The sequence below is a fragment of the Agrobacterium sp. SOY23 genome (assembly GCF_027212525.1).
Taxonomy (GTDB): Bacteria; Pseudomonadota; Alphaproteobacteria; order Rhizobiales; family Rhizobiaceae; genus Agrobacterium; species Agrobacterium tumefaciens_I.
In genome coordinates, this window is the sequence record NZ_JAPWDT010000003.1 from 600,426 (window position 1) to 616,960 (window position 16,535).

The following is a 16,535-nucleotide window of genomic DNA, read 5'->3' on the forward strand; positions in this document are numbered from 1 at the left end:
ATGCGATGTCATATGATGACTTGCATGGAGAGAGGAGAGAATCGATGTATGTCGGCACCCAGGTTGCTGCGCGCGATGATGAGGATTTCAGGGTTTGGGCGCAGCTCGGCGTCAAGAATATCAACGCGGATCCGCCCGGAAAGCCCGCGAGCTGGACTTTTGAGGATTTTGAACGCCACCGCGACAAGGTCGAAAGCTTTGGCCTCGTTCTCGACATGGTGCAATTGCCGCTGCCGTCCCGGCCCATCGAACAGGCGTCGTATCCTGACATCCTGCTTGCCGGGCCTGATCGCGACCGGCAGATCGATGCGGTCTGCACGATGATCGAGAATATCGCCAGGGCTGGAATCTCTGCCGCGAAATACAATCTCAACCTCATCGGCATTCCGCGCACAGAAATGGAGCGCGGCCGCGGCGGTTCGCTCAACGAGGCCTGGCGCTGGGACAAGGCGGACCATGATGCCGCGCCGGGCCTCGCAGGTGTGCTCTCTGAGGACGAGAACTGGGAACGCATCGACTATTTCCTCGAGCGCGTCGTGCCGGTGGCCGAAAGCAACCGTGTGCGCCTGGCCTGCCATCCGCATGATCCCTATACCCCTCCGGGCTACAAGGGGGTCACCCGCGTTCTCGGCACGGTCGAGGGGCTGAAGAAATTCGTGCAGATGCGCGAGAGCCCCTATCACGGCCTGAATTTCTGCCAGGGGTCGATCGGCGAGATGCTCGATAATCCGCGCGAGGAGATCGACGGCATCATTCGCTGGTTCGGCAGCCGCGACAAGATTTTCAACGTCCATTTCCGCAATATCAGCGGCGGCAAACTCTCCTTCATGGAGACGTTCCCCGATGAGGGCGACATGGACATGGTGCGTTCGCTGAAACTCTATCACGAACTCGGCTATCGCTACATGATCATGCCGGACCACGTGCCGACGATTGCCGGGCGCGATGCCGTCGGTGTCGCTTTCGCTTTCTGCTACGGCTACATCGCCGCCTTGATCGAAGCGATTGATAACAAACACTTTTGACCGTTTTAGGTCAGCGACGCCCTGCTGCGCCGCCGGCTTTTTCCCGAACGTGAATTACCGATCTGTAGGAGGAGCAGGTATGAGAAAGTCATTGATCCGTCTCGCATTCACCACCGTTCTGGGCGCCATGCTCGTGCAGGTGTCCCCGGTCGCGGCCAAAACACCGAACGACCAGCTGGTTATCGGAACGTCGCTGGCGCAGGTCCTGTCGCTTGATCCCCATCAGGCCACCGAGGCAAAAGCCAACGAAATCATGGCCAACCTCTATGATCGCCTGATTTCGGTGGATGGTTCGGGCAAGGTTTCTCCGCAGCTTGCCGAACGCTGGGAGACGGATGACAAGGGCATCACCTTTCATCTTCGTGAGGCCAATTTCGCTTCCGGCAATCCGGTGACCTCGGCAGACGTCGTCTATTCGCTCAGTCGGCTGTTGAAGATGAACCAGGCGGCCGCAGCCAACCTCAAGCGTGTTGGCTATAATGCCGATAATGTCGACAAGCTGGTGAGCGCGCCGGATGAAAAAACCGTCCGCATCGATCTTTCCGGTGAAACGACATCCGAACTGCTTCTTTATCGTCTGGCCATGGTCATCGCCAGCGTTGTCGACAGCAAGGAACTCAAGTCGCATGAGGTCAACGGTGATTGGGGCAATGGCTGGCTGAGAACCAATTCTGCCGGGTCCGGTCCCTTTACGCTCAATCGCTGGTCACCCAATGAGATCATCATTCTCGAGGCCAACAAGGATTATGTGGCCGGCAGCCCGAAAATGCGCCGTGTCATCGTGCGGCACGTGCCGGAAAGCCAGGTGGAACGCCTGATGCTGGAGCGCGGCGATATCGACATCGCCAGTGCGCTGACGGCTGCCGACCTTGCGATCTTCAACAACAAGGAAGGTTTCCAGATCCAGCGTGTGCCGACGGGCGGCTTCTACGTCCTGTCCATGAATGCCGGCAAGGAGCCTTTGTCCAACCCCAAGGTCCGCGAGGCGATTGCCTATGGCATCGACTACAAGGGCATGGAAAAGACGATCATGGGCCCTTACGGCCGGGCGCGCACGGTGCCGGTGCCGGAAAACTTCGAATATGCCGTTCCGAGCCCGGACTGGAAGCTCGATGTTCCAAAGGCTAAGGCTCTCCTCAAGGAGGCCGGTTATGAGAACGGTTTCACGCTCAATCTGAAGACGATTGCGCAGACGCCGCGCATCGACCTCGCCACCGCCATCCAGGCCTCGCTCAGCCAGATCGGCATCAAGGTCAATATCCAGCAGGGTAATGGCTCGGACGTGATTGCCGCCCACCGCGCGCGGGATTTCGATCTGCTCATTCCGCAGACCGGCGCCTACATGCCGAATGTGCTGGGCTCGATGGAGCAGTTTTCCAGCAACCCCGACAATTCGCTGGCCGCCAACAATGCCGGCAATTTCGTCTGGCGCTCGGCCTGGGACATTCCGGAACTGACGGCCCTGACGGCAAAGGCATCGATCGAGCCCGACGCCAAGAAGCGCGGGGCAATCTATACCCAGATGCAGGAAATGTTCGTCGCCCAGAAACCGGCGGTGCTGCCGATGTTCGAGAGATTCGAGCCGATCGTGCTGAATGCGCGCGTGAAGGATTATGTGGGCCATCCCAGCCAGACGACCCGGCTGGAAAAGGTCACGAAGGATTAAGGGCAAAGCACAGCCTCTGCAAACCTGTGACGGGCGGTTTTACCGCCCGTTTTTATCGGCGGCCCGGCGCGAATCCCGGTCGCGGTGGTGAATTATCGTCATTATCCCGGAGTTTCGGGGGTTTTCTCAAGGACTTCATCGGTTTAGACCGTCGAACGACTATTCCTTCCGTCGGGCGAGAGTCGCGAACTCCGCTCACCCATCTCCCGAAGAATGCGTTGACGACAATGAACCTTGCACAGATAAAACTTCCGTCGCGGCCGCTCATCCTCAAGCGTGGCGTCATTTCGGTGCCGGCGGCCTATTATTTCTCCATTCCGGTGCTTGTGGCGATCCTCGCCGTCATGCTCGTGGCCGAAGGCCCGGGCATCATGCGCGACTATCAGATCAGCAAGGACCCGCTGGAGATCGAAAGTGGCGATATCAGCGGCAGCTGCAAGACGCGCAAGGCGATCTTCACCACCTGCGAGGCGGACCTTTCCTACGAATATGGCGGCGTCAGCTACAAGAAGGACGTCGAGGTCATGTTCGTCGATTTCCATTCCGGCGATTACGAAACCGGGCTGGTCGTTTCCGCGAAGAACCCGGAACTGGCAACGATCTCGCTGGGGCTCGACATGCTCTGGAACCGCATCATCACGCTCGGCGTGTTTGTTGCCCTGCTCGGTTTCGGCAGTCTCGCGATGTTGTTCACACTCATCCGTGTCCTGCGGGTGCGCCTGCAATTGCGGAAGCCTGCGCCTTTGACCGTTATCCCGGTTGCGCTGACGGCAGTTGCCGAAAAACGCAGCCGTCTTTTCGTCACCTATGCCGATACGGTGAGGGACAACAAGACCAAGCGGCAATCCTTCACCCATCTGGAGCGGGGTCGCATTCCAGTCGTCGTTGGCCATACCGGCAAACATGATGTGGCGCTGGCGGTTCTGCACGGAAACAGCGCACTGCCGGTTCTGCTCGACGATCAGCTGGAGCGGATCGACCTTACGGAGCAGGAGAGGGCGCTGGCTCTCGCTTCGCTTGCCCCGTTGCTTGCGAATGACACACAGGCGGGTGCCTCGGCCGAGGGCGCCGCGATAAAGAAAGGGCCCGGCCTCCTCCGCAGGCTGGGAACCTTCATTGCCATCGTGGCCGTCATCATCGTCGCCGTCTTCGGTTACTGGCTGTGGTATGTCACCAGTGCTCCGTCGCAATTCAACTCGCCCGGCATGGACATCAACAACATGCTGCCGGCAGCACTCAATGAGTGGGGTTGTGCCCATCTGCAGGAACGTTTCGCCGATGGTCCGGCACCTTTCGGATGCACCGCGGCAGATTATCGAAGCTGGAAGTAATAGCCTCGGTCGATCATTTTTTCGGGCCGGTTTGCCGAAAGTGTTACAGCTTGGCACGCTGTCCCGAAGTCTTTTGTGCGCGTGAAAAAAGATTGATACAATTATCAATAGTTGCATTAGAGATTTATAAATAAACCACTCCCATAGTGCCACCGTGAGCGGTTCTTCAGAGGCTGGGAGAGTGCATCATGTTCACGGTTTTGGAATGCGTTGCCATACAGCACGACCGGGTGGTCGTTCTTCTTGCGGCTGTTATCTGCCTGCTCGGCATGTTTGCTTTTTTTCACCTTCTGTTGCGTGCGGAGGAAAGTCCGGCGGGCCGCAAGCCCTATTGGGTGCTGGTTGCCGCCTTTGCCGCAGGACTAAGCGTTTGGGCCACCCATTTCGTCGCCATGCTGGCCTATAAGGGCGCGGTTCCGATCGGCTATGATTTCTCCTTCACGGCTCTTTCGGCGGTTCTCGCCGTTTTCGGTTTCTGGCTGGCGCTCACGGCCCGTTCGCAGGCACGCTATAGTGCGGTCATCGTCGGAACGCTGGTCACCCTGTCGGTTGCCGTCATGCATTTCGTCGGCATGGCGGGCATGGATGTCGCCGCCACGATCAGCTATCGCTGGGGGCCGGTTCTTGGCGGTTTTGCCGTTGCCTGGGTGGCTTTTCTTGCCGCTTTTTTTCTCTTCCATCGTCTTGGTTCCTGGAGGCGCATTGCCGCTCCGGCCGGCGCGGCGATCTTCGGTATCTGCGCGCTGCATTTCACCACCATGTCGGCAACGGTGCTGTCGCCGGATCCGTCCATCTCCGGACCTGATCCTGACAATGTCGCCAGGCTGATCATGATCGTCGCCATTTCCGGCGTCACCTTCCTGATCCTGTCCAGCACCGCCGCGGCTGCGCTGGTCGATCGTTATCTTGTCGATCTCAAGGGCCTCGTGGATGCGACGCTGGATGGTCTCGCCGTTGTTCGCGACGGGCGGATCGTGGAGCTGAACACGCGTTTTGCCGGCCTTCTCGGCCGCGACGAGGCATCGCTGATCGGGCAGAACCCCGATGATCTCTTCAAGGCCATCGACGGGCAGCCCGCCTATCTGCCGCGCCATGCGCCGGTGGAGGCGATCCGCGAGCGCGCCGGGCAGGCGCAGGTATTCGAACTCGGCGTGCGCACGATCGAATATCGCGGCCGGCCCTGCGAGGTGATGGCCATTCGTGACCTGACGGAAAAGCGCGAAGCGCAGCGTGAAATCGAATATCTCGCCCGCCATGACGTCCTGACGGGCCTCTCCAACCGCACCATGTTCCAGACACGGCTTCACCAGCAGATCGAGCATTGCAGCGAGGAGGATGAGTTCGCGCTATTGGCGCTTGATCTCGACCGGTTCAAGGCGGTCAATGACATATTCGGGCATGCCGAGGGCGACCGCGTGCTGAAAAAAGTCGCCGCCATTCTCGATGAATGTGCAAGGGCTGGCGATGTGGTCGCCCGCCTCGGCGGCGACGAATTCGTCATCCTGACCGCCCGGCATACGAAGGCGGACGAGGCGCGCCTGCTTGCCGAGACGATCCTGGCGATGTTCGGGCTGAAAATGAATGCCGCGGACGATCCGACCGCCGTTGGCGTCAGTATCGGCATCGCCGTCTTCCCGCGTGACGGGCAGGATCATGAAAGCATCATGCATGCCGCCGATCTTGCGCTTTACCGCGCCAAAATGGGCGGACGCGGCATATTGGCCTTTTACGATCCGCTGATGGATCAGGAGGCCCGCGAGCGCCGCCAGCTTGAGACGGATCTGCGGCTTGCCGTCAACCGTAACGAATTGCTGCTGAATTATCAGCCGGTCCTGTCCGTCGAATGTGGTCAGGTCGTCGGTTACGAGGCGCTGGTGCGCTGGCAGCACCCGACAAGGGGCGTGGTATCGCCGGATATCTTCATTCCGATTGCCGAAGAAAGCGGGATCATCATCTCGCTCGGCGAATGGGTGCTGCGTGAGGCCTGCCGCCAGGCAAGCACATGGGCACCACATCTGAAGATCGCGGTGAATGTTTCGCCCTTGCAGTTTTCACTCGCCAATCTCGGTCACGTCGTCTGCACGGTCCTGATGCAGACCGGGCTTTCGCCGAACCGGCTGGAGCTGGAGATTACCGAAGCAGCACTCCTCAAGGACCGCAAGGCGACATTGATCATCCTCAACCAGCTGAAAGCGCTCGGCGTTGCCATTGTCATGGATGATTTCGGCACGGGTTATTCCTCGCTCAGCAACCTGCAGAGTTTCCCCTTCGACAAGATCAAGATCGACCGCAGCTTCATCGCCGCCATGAGCGAGGACGACAATGCCCGCGCCATCGTGCGTGCGGTGATCGGTCTTGGCCGCAGTCTCGACCTGCCGGTGACGGCGGAGGGGATCGAAACGGATGCGCAATATCGCATGGTGGTCGATGAGGGCTGCGCGCAGGCGCAGGGTTATCTCTTCGGCAAACCGGATGTGGCACCGGCCCCGGCCGCAAGTGCCATCAAGCGGAAGACCCATTCCGCCTGATGAAGGATGCGACGGCGTGCAGCGCCGTTGCTCCCTCCTTTCCCATATTTGATGGAACGAGAGCGCAGGCAGATCGTTAGGCTTGCGTGTGGTGTGTCCATGCGGTTTCGCCAGATCGGCAAAAATGGCCGGGCGGTATGATGCCCTGTCATGGAATGCGCCATGGAAGCACGTCCATAATGGAAAAATGCCGACCCGCAGCGACGGCGAGGGACGACGGACATGAACCGGAGAGCAAGCTGGAAAGGCCATCTGGCGTTTGCCGATTTCAACTGCGAAATCGGCCTTTATTCCGCGTTGAGTTCGGCGGAAAAAATCTCGTTCAATATCGTCAACCGCAAGACCGGCCACCGTGTCGAGCGGCAATATGTCGATAGCGATACGGGTGAAGCAGTTCTTCGCGAGGATCAGGTCAAGGGATATGAACTCGATAATGGCGATTACCTCGTCATCGAGGGAGACGAGATCGCGAAGCTGATGCCGGAAAGCGACAAGGTCATCCGCATCAGGCACTTTCTGCCGATGGACGGGATCGACAAGCTTTATTTTGACAGATCCTATTATCTTGCACCGACCGGAGAGGGAGGCGAGGAGGCGTTGACGCTTCTGGCGAAGGCCATGCAGGACGAGAATGTCGCCGCACTCGGCGAGGCAGTGCTTTTTCGCCGTAACCGTGTTCTGTTGATCCGCCCAAGCGGCAGGGCGCTTGTCGCGACGGCGCTCAATTTCAGTTACGAGGTTCGTTCGCAAACCACCGTCTTCAAGTCGATCCCGGATATCGAGTTCGATGATGAGATGCTGGAGCTTGCCGGCCACATCATCGAAAAGCGCGCCGGCACATTCGATCCGGCGGATTATAGCGACCGCTATAACGATGCGCTGGCGGAACTGGTGAAGGCCAAGATCGAGGGCCGGGAAATCGTCAGGCCGCAGCCGCGCAGGGAAGACAATATTATCGATCTCAAGGAGGCCCTGCGCCGCAGTGCCGGAGCCGGCGCCGGCAGCGGAAAAAAGGCCACGGCGGGCGGCCGCAAGGCCTCGCGGAAAGCGAGCTGATCGATGGGATTGCAGACCTATAATGCCAAGCGCCGTTTCGACAAGACGCCGGAGCCTGAAGGCACAAAGGCTGAAAAATCGGGATCGAGCTTCGTGATCCAGAAACACGATGCCCGCCGCCTGCATTATGATTTCCGTCTGGAAATGGACGGCGTACTGAAAAGCTGGGCGGTGACGCGCGGCCCGAGCCTCGATCCGGAGGACAAGCGCCTTGCCGTGCATGTGGAGGATCATCCGCTGAGTTACGGTGATTTCGAAGGCGTTATCCCCAAGGGACAATATGGCGGCGGCACTGTCATCGTCTGGGATCGTGGCACCTGGCAGCCGATCGGTGATGCGCGCAAGGGTTATCGCAAGGGCCATCTGGAGTTCGAACTGGAAGGCAAAAAGCTCAAAGGCCGCTGGCATCTGGTGCGCATGCATGGAAAACCTGGGGAAAGCCGGGAGAACTGGCTGCTGATCAAGGGTGACGATGAAGAGGCGAGACATAGTGGCGGTGCGGATATTCTCGAGGAACGGCCGGAATCGGTAAAGACCGGGCGCAGCGTCGAGGAGGTCGCGGCCAAACCAAAAGATACGTGGAATTCCAAGCCGGTCTCGAAAAAGGCCGCCGCTTCGGTCTCCGGCCAAAAACAGGCGCATGCGCTGCCCAAAGGCGCGCGCAAACAGGCCATGCCGCCCTTCGTGCCGCCGGCGCTTGCGATGCTGAAGCCGAAACCGCCGGAGGGCTCACGCTGGCTGCATGAAATCAAATTTGACGGTTACCGTTTGCAGGCGCGTGTCGATCAGGGAAAACTTCAGCTCCTGACCCGCAGCGGGCTGGACTGGACGGAGAAATTCGGCGGTGCCGTGACGGCGGTGCTCCGGGCGCTGCCGGTGGAAACGGTGCTGATCGATGGCGAAATCGTCGTCGAACGCGACAGCGGCGCCTCCGATTTCTCTGCCCTGCAGCAGGATCTGAGCGAAGGACGCAGCGACCGTTTTGTCTTTTACGCCTTCGACCTCCTTTATCTGGATGGCAGCGACCTGCGCGGTGCTGCGCTGAGCGAACGAAAGGCGCTGCTGGAAAAACTGCTGCCGGCGGGCGATCCCCATCTCCGTTATAGCCAGCATTTCGAGGAAAGCGGTGCACTTGTGCTTGACCATGCCTGCCGGCTCAGCCTCGAAGGGGTGATTTCCAAGGTCAAGGGCAGCAAATATGTGTCCGGCCGCAAGGGCGAATGGGTAAAGTCCAAATGCTCGATGCGGCAGGAATTCGTCATTGGCGGTTATACGCTCTCCTCGACGTCGGATCATGCCATCGGCTCGCTCGCGCTCGGCGTCCATGAAAATGACAGGCTGCGCCATGTGGGACGCGTCGGCACCGGTTTTACGGGGGAGGTGGCGGAGATGCTGCTCGGCCGCCTGGCACCACTGGAACGCAGGGAAAGCCCCTTCGGCAACAGGCTGACCGCGCTTGCCCGCCGCGATCTTCATTTCGTGAAGCCGGAACTGGTGGCGGAAGTGGAGTTTCGCGCCTGGTCGGGAGATGGCAATCTGCGCCACGCATCCTTCCGGGGCCTGCGCGAAGACAAGCCGGCAGGAGACATCGAACGCGAGGAGAAGGCCGTGTCGGATACCAATGCGCCGTTATCGAAGATCAAATTCACTCATCCGGACCGGCTCTACTGGCCGGATGACGGCGTCACCAAGGAGGGGCTTGCCGACTATTATGCGCAGGTCTGGCGGCACATGGCGCCCTTCGTCGTCAACCGGCCGCTGGCGCTGCTGCGCTGCCCGGAGGGCATAGAAGGGCAGCGGTTTTTCCAGAAACATGCCTGGCGCGGCATCAACAAGGCGATCGAGCAGATCAAGGATCCCAAGGACAAGGGCGGCGAACCGCTGATCCGCATCACCGATTTCGATGGCATGATGGCGCTCGTGCAATCCGCCGCGCTTGAAATTCACCCATGGGGCGTAACCACCGCCAACTGGGAGAGGCCGGACATGATCACCATGGATATCGACCCCGGTGACGACGTGGCCTGGGAAGCGGTGATCGAGGCGGCGCGCGAACTGAAACGGCGTTTCGAGGCGGCCGGCCTTGCCGCTTTCGTCAAGACATCCGGTGGCAAGGGGCTGCATGTTGTCGCGCCGCTGAAACCGCAGGCGGGCTGGGCTGCCGTCAACGCCTTCGCCAAAGCCATGGCGGCGGATATGGCGAAGGCAGAGCCGGAAAAATATCTATCCGTCGCCACCAAGGCGAAACGGCAGGGCCGCATCTTCATCGATTATCTGCGCAATGGCCGAGGCAATACGGCGGTTGCGGCCTATTCGACGCGCGCCCGTCCGGGTGCGGCCATTTCCGCGCCGCTGGAATGGTCGGAGCTTACGGCCGAGATCGGCCCGGCCCACTTCACCCTCAGCAATATCGGTGCGCGCCTTTCCGCCCTGAAGAAAGACCCCTGGGATGGCTTTTTTGCCGCGGCCGAACCGCTGCCGAAAAAGGCGAACTGAGGACCGCGATCCTCTCATGCATTTTCACAAAAACTGGTCCCGGTCTCCACCGGACAAAGCAAAAAAGCTCTAGCGTCTTTTTTCGCTCGCAAGGCTCTTTTTCAGGGCATCCATGATGTTGATGACATTGCCACCCGTGCGCGCCTTTGCGCCGGTTTGTTTTTTGGAGGAGGAGACTTCCTCTCCCTTGGACTTGAGCAGGGACTTGATCTTCTTCTGAATGGGGTCCTGCACCAAAGCCGGCTTCCATTCCGTCACCTGTTTGCCGATGCGTTTTTCCATGGCTTCCAGCAGCGGCGCGTCAATCTTCATTTTCGGCTCCAGCGCATCGATGCTTTCACGCACCTCCTCGCCATAATGCAGCGTCCACAGGATGATGCCCTTGCCGGACGGTTCGAGCAAAACTGCCCGTTCCCGGCGGTAGATCACCAGCCGCGCAATACCGAAAACATCGTTCGCCCTCATGGCTTCGCGAATGACGCTGAAGGCTTCAGTGCCGATCTTGTCTTCCGGGCGCAGGAAATGCGGACGGTCGTACCAGATCCAGTCGATCGAACCCTTGGGAACGAAGGTCTTGATGTCGATTGTGCGGGTGCTTTCCAGCGCCACAGCATCGATCTCGTCATCCTCCAGCAGCACATAATCGTCCTCGTTGCGGGGAAAACCCTTCACCTGGTTTTTCGCGGCGACCAGCCTGTGGGTGACGCTGTCAACGTACCGGCTTTCGACGCGGTTGCCGGTTTTGCGGTTGAGGATGTGGAAGGTGTATTTGTTGCCCTCGGTGGTCGCGGGCGTCAGCGAAACGGAGGCCGTCACCAGTGACAGCTTCAGATAACCCTTCCAGAAAACCTGCCGTGCCATTTTGCTGTCCGTTTCGCCATTGGTCCCCCGGAACAACAGCCACGGGGCGGCTTTTGTTCCGGGGGAGTGGCAATCGGCAGCTATCAGCCGAACAGCGACGTCAGCCCATAAACCGCGGCGGAGATGAGTGCCGCGGCCGGCATGGTCACGATCCAGGCGATGACGATATTGCCGGCAAGACCCCAGCGCACCGCCGAGACGCGGCGGGCCGCACCCACGCCGACGATGGCGCCGGTGATCGTGTGGGTGGTGGACACGGGAATGCCGAGCCAGGTGGCGCCAAACAGCGTCAGCGCGCCGCCGGTTTCAGCGCAAAAACCCTGCATCGGATTGAGCCGGGTGATTTTCGATCCCATCGTGTGCACGATACGCCAGCCGCCGAACAGCGTGCCGAGCGCCATGGCCGACTGGCAGGAAATCACCACCCAGAAGGGCACGTAGAAGCTTTCGCCGAGATGCCCCTGGCTGAACAGCAGCACGGCGATGATGCCCATGGTCTTCTGAGCGTCATTGCCGCCGTGGCCGAGCGAATAAAGCGAGGCGGAAATGAACTGCATGACGCGGAAGGTGCGATCGACCGCAAAAGGCGTCTGCCGTACGAACAGCCACGACACGGCAAGGACCAGAAGCAGCGCCAGGAAAAAGCCGATGGCCGGCGACATGAAGATGGCGCCCACGGTCTTGATCAGGCCGGACCAGACGATGGAATTAAAGCCCACCTTCGCAAAGCCCGCACCGACGAGACCACCGATCAGCGCGTGCGACGAGCTGGAGGGAATGCCGAAAATCCAGGTGACGATGTTCCAGACGATCGCGCCGATCAGCGCCGCGAAGATGACCTGCGGTGACACGATGGCCGGATCGATGATGCCGGTGCCGAGTGTTTCCGCCACATGCAGCCCGAAGAACAGGAAGGCGATGAAATTGAAGAATGCCGCCCAGGCGACCGCATATTGCGGCCGCAGCACACGGGTGGAAACGATGGTGGCGATGGAGTTTGCGGCGTCGTGCAGGCCGTTCAGGAAATCGAAGAACAGCGCGATGGCAATGAGGCCGACAAGCAGCGGCAGGGCAAGTGCGACATCCATCAGACGTTCTCGATCACGATGCCGCTGATCTCATTGGCCACATCCTCGAAGCGGTCCACGACCTTTTCGAGTTCGCCGTAGATCTCGCTGCCGATCATATAGGCCATGGCATTGCCGCTCGCGCCATGGCGGCGGAAGAGGTCCTTGAGACCCAGGTCATGAAGTTCGTCCGAGCGGCCTTCAACGCGGGTCACCTCTTCGGCGATGGACGACAGGCGATGCGCATTCGTGCCGACCTTGTTGAGAAGCGGGATGGCCTCCGCGATGAGGCCGGCCGCGCGGACGATTTCGTGGCCCATCTCTTTCATCAGCGGGTCGAACTCGCTCTGTTCGAAAAGCCGGATGGTCTTGACCGTCTTGTGCATCATGTCGATGGCGTCATCCATGGACTGGATGAGGTCCTTGATGTCGCCCCGGTCGAAGGGCGTGATGAAGCTGCGCCTGACCGCAAGCAGAACGTCGCGGGTAATATCGTCCGCCTGGTGTTCCAGCGCGACGATGAGGTCGCAGTTCTTCTCGACGTCGACGCCGCTCAAAAGATGGTCAAGCGCTTCAGCCGCCTTGATGACCGTTTCGGAATGTTTGCTGAACATGTCGAAGAAACGGTCCTCGCGCGGCATCAGCTTGCGAAAAATACTCATCATGCGAATTGGCCCTCAATGGCGCTTTATTAGTTGTGGGGGGTGATTGTCATAAAACTGTCATAAATGTACGCGGGGCATTGATGCAACCCGGAAAATCGGCACTATCAACGGATATGAAACTCGCCAAGAAACGCCGGAAGACCCGCCCGGCCCGTCCACTCACATTGCTCCAGCAGCTGGCTGCTGTTCCGGAAAAGCTCTTCACCGGTGCTTTCCGGCAGCAATATGCCGCGCTCTGCTTCCGTTATGCCGGCAATGGTGGGGATGTCGAAATCCTCCTTGTGACCTCTCGGACCAGTGGACGCTGGATCATTCCGCGTGGCTGGCCGATGAAACGCAAGAAGCCGCATCAGGCGGCGGCCATCGAGGCATGGGAGGAGGCGGGCGTGCGCGGCCGGGTGAGAAAGGACGCCATCGGTCGCTATACCTATCTCAAGATGCTCGATGATGGCGATGTCGTGCCCTGCATGGTCGACGTGTTCCAGATCGAGGTGACGGAGGCCGATGCGCTTTTCAAGGAAAGCGGCGAACGCCTCCTGGAATGGGTGCGCCCTGACGAGGCGGCAAGGCGCGTTCGCGATATCGAGCTGAAATCGCTGCTGGTTGATTTCAAGCCCAAAGGCAAAAAGAAAGGCCGGACGAAGGAGGGCAACTAGCGGCGTGTCAGTGGCGGCGGCTTTCGCGCCGCCGGGCCTTAAGTCACTGGGCCGGGTGACGCGCAGGTTCCGCGTCGCTCGCCGCATCCGGCGCCTTTGGCAGCAGGTGGGCGAAACGCCGCGTGATGCTGTCGATACAGGACAAGATCGCAGGCACCACGATCAGGGTCAGCAGCGTGGAACTGATGAGGCCGCCAACCACCGCATGCGCCATCGGCGCGCGCTGCGCTCCACCCCCGGCCACGGCAAGGCCGAGCGGGATCATGCCGAAGATCATCGCAAGCGTCGTCATGATGATCGGGCGGAAGCGGATGACGCCGGCATTTGCCAGCGCTTGGTTGAGGGAGAGCCCCCGCCGTCGTTCGCGATTGGCGAAATCGACCAGCAATATGCCGTTTTTGGTGACGAGGCCCATCAGCATGATGAAGCCGATCAGCGAGAACATGTTGATGGTGCTGCCGGCCACCATGAGGCCGATGAGGACCCCGATGAGCGACAGCGGCAGCGACACCATGATGGCGAGCGGTTGCAGGAAGCTGCCGAATTGCGAGGCGAGCACGATATAGATGAAGATGACGGCCATGCTGAGCGCCGTGACCATGTGGCCGATGGTCTCCTGCATGGTTTCGGCCTCACCGCCGAAGCGGATGCGGTAACCCTCCGGCAGATCGCGGCCGGCGGTCAGCCTTTGCAGGGTCTCCGTCACGTCGCCAAGCGTGCGGCCGGCGATATTGGCCGATACCAGTATTTCGCGGCGATTGTCGATACGGCGGATTTCGGCCGGCGCCGGCACGGTGGCGATATCGGCGACCTGATCCAGACGCACCATCTGCGGCGCACCGGTCGGTCCGGTGCGGCCGGTCGCGATCATCAGGTCACCCAGCCTTGCCGCATCGGAGCGACGCTCGGCGGGCAGGCGAATGACGATATCGTAGCTGTTGCCATTTGCATCGGTCCATTTAGAAACATCCTCGCCGCCGATGAGGGGAGACAGGGCGGCAGCTAGATCGGCCCTGGCAATGCCGAGATCGCTTGCCGCGGCGGGCTTCAGTCGGACGGACAGGATTGCGGTCACATCCTTGGCGCTGGAGGTCACATCCACCAGGCCGGGAATTTTTTTCATATCCTCCACCAGACCGGCGGCGATTTTCTCGATGACTGCCCGGTCGTCGCCGAGGATGCTGAGCTGTACCGGACTTTCGCCGCCGCCAAGACCGTTCTGCAGGATGTTGATCTCGATACCGGGAATTGCCGACAGGCGTTTGCGGACCGGTTCCGCAAGGGAAAGCGGGGTCTGCGTGCGTGCCGAAAGCGGCACCAGCCCCACGAGAACGGCGGCGCGATGTTTGCCGGCCGCACCGCCTGTATTGACGGTGGAATACAGCGTCTCGACCTCCGGAAATTCCCTGAGCGCCTTCTCGACCTGCCTGAGCTTCGCCGTCGTATAATCGAGCGAAGAACCGACCGGCGCGGTGACATTGATCTGGAAGCGGCCCTCATCGGCATTCGGAACGAATTCCGTGCCCACCAGCGGCACCATGAACAGGCTGCCGATAAAAATCCCGGCCGTGGCAAGCAGGGTGACGAACCGGTGGCGCAAGGTCCAGCCGATCGCACGCCGGTATTGCCCGGCCATCCACTCGAAGCCACGGTCGAAACGGGCGATCAGCCGGCCAATCGGGCCACGCTTCGCATCGGCCTGCGCATCCGGATCATACCAGATGCTCGACAGCATAGGATCGAGCGTGAAGGCGACGAAAAGCGAGATCAGCACGGCAGCGGAAACGGTGACGCCGAACTGGTAGAAAAATCGGCCAACGATACCGTCCATGAAGGCAACCGGCAGGAACACGGCCACGATCGTCGCCGTCGTCGCGATCACCGCAAGCCCGATTTCGTTGGTGCCCTCGAGGGCGGCGCGCAGATGGGATTTGCCCATGTGAAGATGGCGGGTGATATTCTCGCGCACCACGATGGCGTCATCCACCAGAATGCCGATGGACAGCGTCAGGGCCAGCAGGCTGAGCGTGTTGAGGGTGAAACCGAGGAAATCGATCACGGTGAGCGTACCGATGATCGCGATCGGCAGCGTCAACCCGGTGATGACGGTGCTACGCCAGGAATTGAGGAACAGGAAGACGATGGCGACGGCAAGCGCCGCACCTTCGATCAGCGTGGTCTGGACCTGTGTGACGGATTCCCGGATGGGGACCGATGTATCCGTGACAATACGCAATTGCACGTTCTGCGCGGCAAGTTCGGCGTTGAGCGCATCGAGGCGCTTTCGCACATCGCTCACCACCTGAACCGTATTGGCGTCCTGTACCTTGACGATGTCGATCGCCAGCGCCGTCTGGCCATTATAGAGGGCGCGGTTTTCGGCATCGGCAGCCCCTTGCGAAAGCCTGGCGACGTCGCGAAGCGGGATGGCCACGCCGCCACGCCTTGCCACGACCATATCCAGCAATGCCTGCGGTTCCTCAATGCGCCCCTGCACCTGAATGGTGCGTTCGGAGACGGGATCAACGACGCTGCCGGCCGGGCTGTTGCCGTTTCCGGTCCGCAGCGCGTTCACCACCTCGTTGACGCCGATGCCGAGCGCGCGCATGCGTGTCTCGTCGATTGTGACGTCGATCTGCCGTTTGCGACCGCCCACCAGCGTCGCCTGCCCGACGCCGGCAACGGTCGTCAACTGCCGCACCACCCTCTGGTCGGCAAGGGTGGTGAGTGCGGGCACATCGAGTGATGTGGAACTGATCGCCAGCGACAGAACCGGCTCGGCGGCGGGGTCGAACCGCGATATGACCGGCTTTTTGGCGTCCTCCGGGAAATTCGCCTCGATGGTGGCGATCTTGTCGCGCACCTCCTGTGCGGCGGCCGAACTCTGGACTTCGAGCTTGAATTTCGCGACGACGACCGAGCGCCCTTCGTAAGAGGTGGATGTCACCTCATCGAGGCCGCCGATGGCGTTCAGCGCATCTTCGACCGGGCGCGTTACCTCGGTTTCCACCGTCTCCGGCGTCGCGCCGGGATAGGCGGTGACGACCACCACGACGGGAACGTCGACATTGGGATATTGGTCCAGTCCCAGCCGCTGCAATGAAAAGGCGCCCATGACCAGAAGCGCCACCATCATCATGGTGGCGAAGACGGGATGGGCAACGGATATGCGGGTCAAAAACAT

At 60.4% G+C, this 16,535-nt stretch carries 11 protein-coding genes; 7 read left to right on the forward strand and 4 right to left on the reverse strand.

From position 1 onward, the window contains the following. Positions 1–44: 44 nt before the first annotated feature. The 6 genes from O3S81_RS11590 to ligD all read left to right on the forward strand — a co-directional run bounded on the left by O3S81_RS11590 (position 45) and on the right by ligD (position 10,102). Positions 45–1,025, forward strand: a complete 981-nt coding sequence (locus tag O3S81_RS11590; RefSeq protein WP_269343261.1) for a mannonate dehydratase — start codon at positions 45–47, stop codon at positions 1,023–1,025. Between the two features lie 127 nt (positions 1,026–1,152). Then, positions 1,153–2,691 (forward strand): ABC transporter substrate-binding protein, encoded by a 1,539-nt coding sequence (locus tag O3S81_RS11595; RefSeq protein WP_269343519.1) that lies wholly within the window; start codon positions 1,153–1,155, stop codon positions 2,689–2,691. A 227-nt stretch (positions 2,692–2,918) separates the two neighbouring features. Further along, positions 2,919–4,022, forward strand: coding sequence for a hypothetical protein (locus O3S81_RS11600; protein ID WP_269343521.1), 1,104 nt, complete (start codon positions 2,919–2,921; stop codon positions 4,020–4,022). Between the two features lie 188 nt (positions 4,023–4,210). Next, complete coding sequence (locus O3S81_RS11605; protein WP_269343263.1) at positions 4,211–6,550, forward strand: bifunctional diguanylate cyclase/phosphodiesterase; 2,340 nt, start codon at positions 4,211–4,213, stop codon at positions 6,548–6,550. 222 nt (positions 6,551–6,772) lie between these two features. Further along, the gene (gene ku / locus O3S81_RS11610; RefSeq protein WP_269343265.1) at positions 6,773–7,606 is read left to right on the forward strand and encodes a non-homologous end joining protein Ku; all 834 of its coding nucleotides are present in this window, start codon (positions 6,773–6,775) and stop codon (positions 7,604–7,606) included. Positions 7,607–7,609: 3 nt separating this feature from the next. After that, positions 7,610–10,102, forward strand: a complete 2,493-nt coding sequence (gene ligD / locus O3S81_RS11615; RefSeq protein WP_269343267.1) for a DNA ligase D — start codon at positions 7,610–7,612, stop codon at positions 10,100–10,102. A 69-nt stretch (positions 10,103–10,171) separates the two neighbouring features. Here the strand turns inward: ligD and ku (O3S81_RS11620) are convergent, their stop codons facing one another. From ku (O3S81_RS11620) to O3S81_RS11630, 3 genes are all read right to left on the reverse strand, one after another. Further along, positions 10,172–10,963 carry a non-homologous end joining protein Ku gene (gene ku / locus O3S81_RS11620; RefSeq protein ID WP_269343269.1) on the reverse strand — a complete coding sequence of 264 codons (792 nt, stop codon included), beginning with the start codon at positions 10,961–10,963 and terminating at the stop codon, positions 10,172–10,174. Positions 10,964–11,046: 83 nt separating this feature from the next. Beyond that, entirely contained in the window at positions 11,047–12,051 is a 1,005-nt protein-coding gene (locus O3S81_RS11625; protein WP_269343271.1) for an inorganic phosphate transporter, read from the reverse strand. Further along, positions 12,051–12,695 (reverse strand): DUF47 domain-containing protein, encoded by a 645-nt coding sequence (locus O3S81_RS11630; RefSeq protein ID WP_269343273.1) that lies wholly within the window; start codon positions 12,693–12,695, stop codon positions 12,051–12,053. Before O3S81_RS11630 ends, O3S81_RS11625 begins: the two co-directional genes overlap by 1 nt. A gap of 113 nt (positions 12,696–12,808) precedes the next feature. Here O3S81_RS11630 and O3S81_RS11635 point away from each other — a divergent pair, with 113 nt between their 5' ends. Continuing rightward, a complete protein-coding gene (locus tag O3S81_RS11635; protein WP_269343523.1) occupies positions 12,809–13,351 on the forward strand; it encodes an NUDIX hydrolase in 543 nt (180 codons plus the stop codon). A 43-nt stretch (positions 13,352–13,394) separates the two neighbouring features. Here O3S81_RS11635 and O3S81_RS11640 read toward each other — a convergent pair whose 3' ends face one another. Further along, complete coding sequence (locus O3S81_RS11640) at positions 13,395–16,535, reverse strand: efflux RND transporter permease subunit (protein ID WP_269343275.1); 3,141 nt, start codon at positions 16,533–16,535, stop codon at positions 13,395–13,397.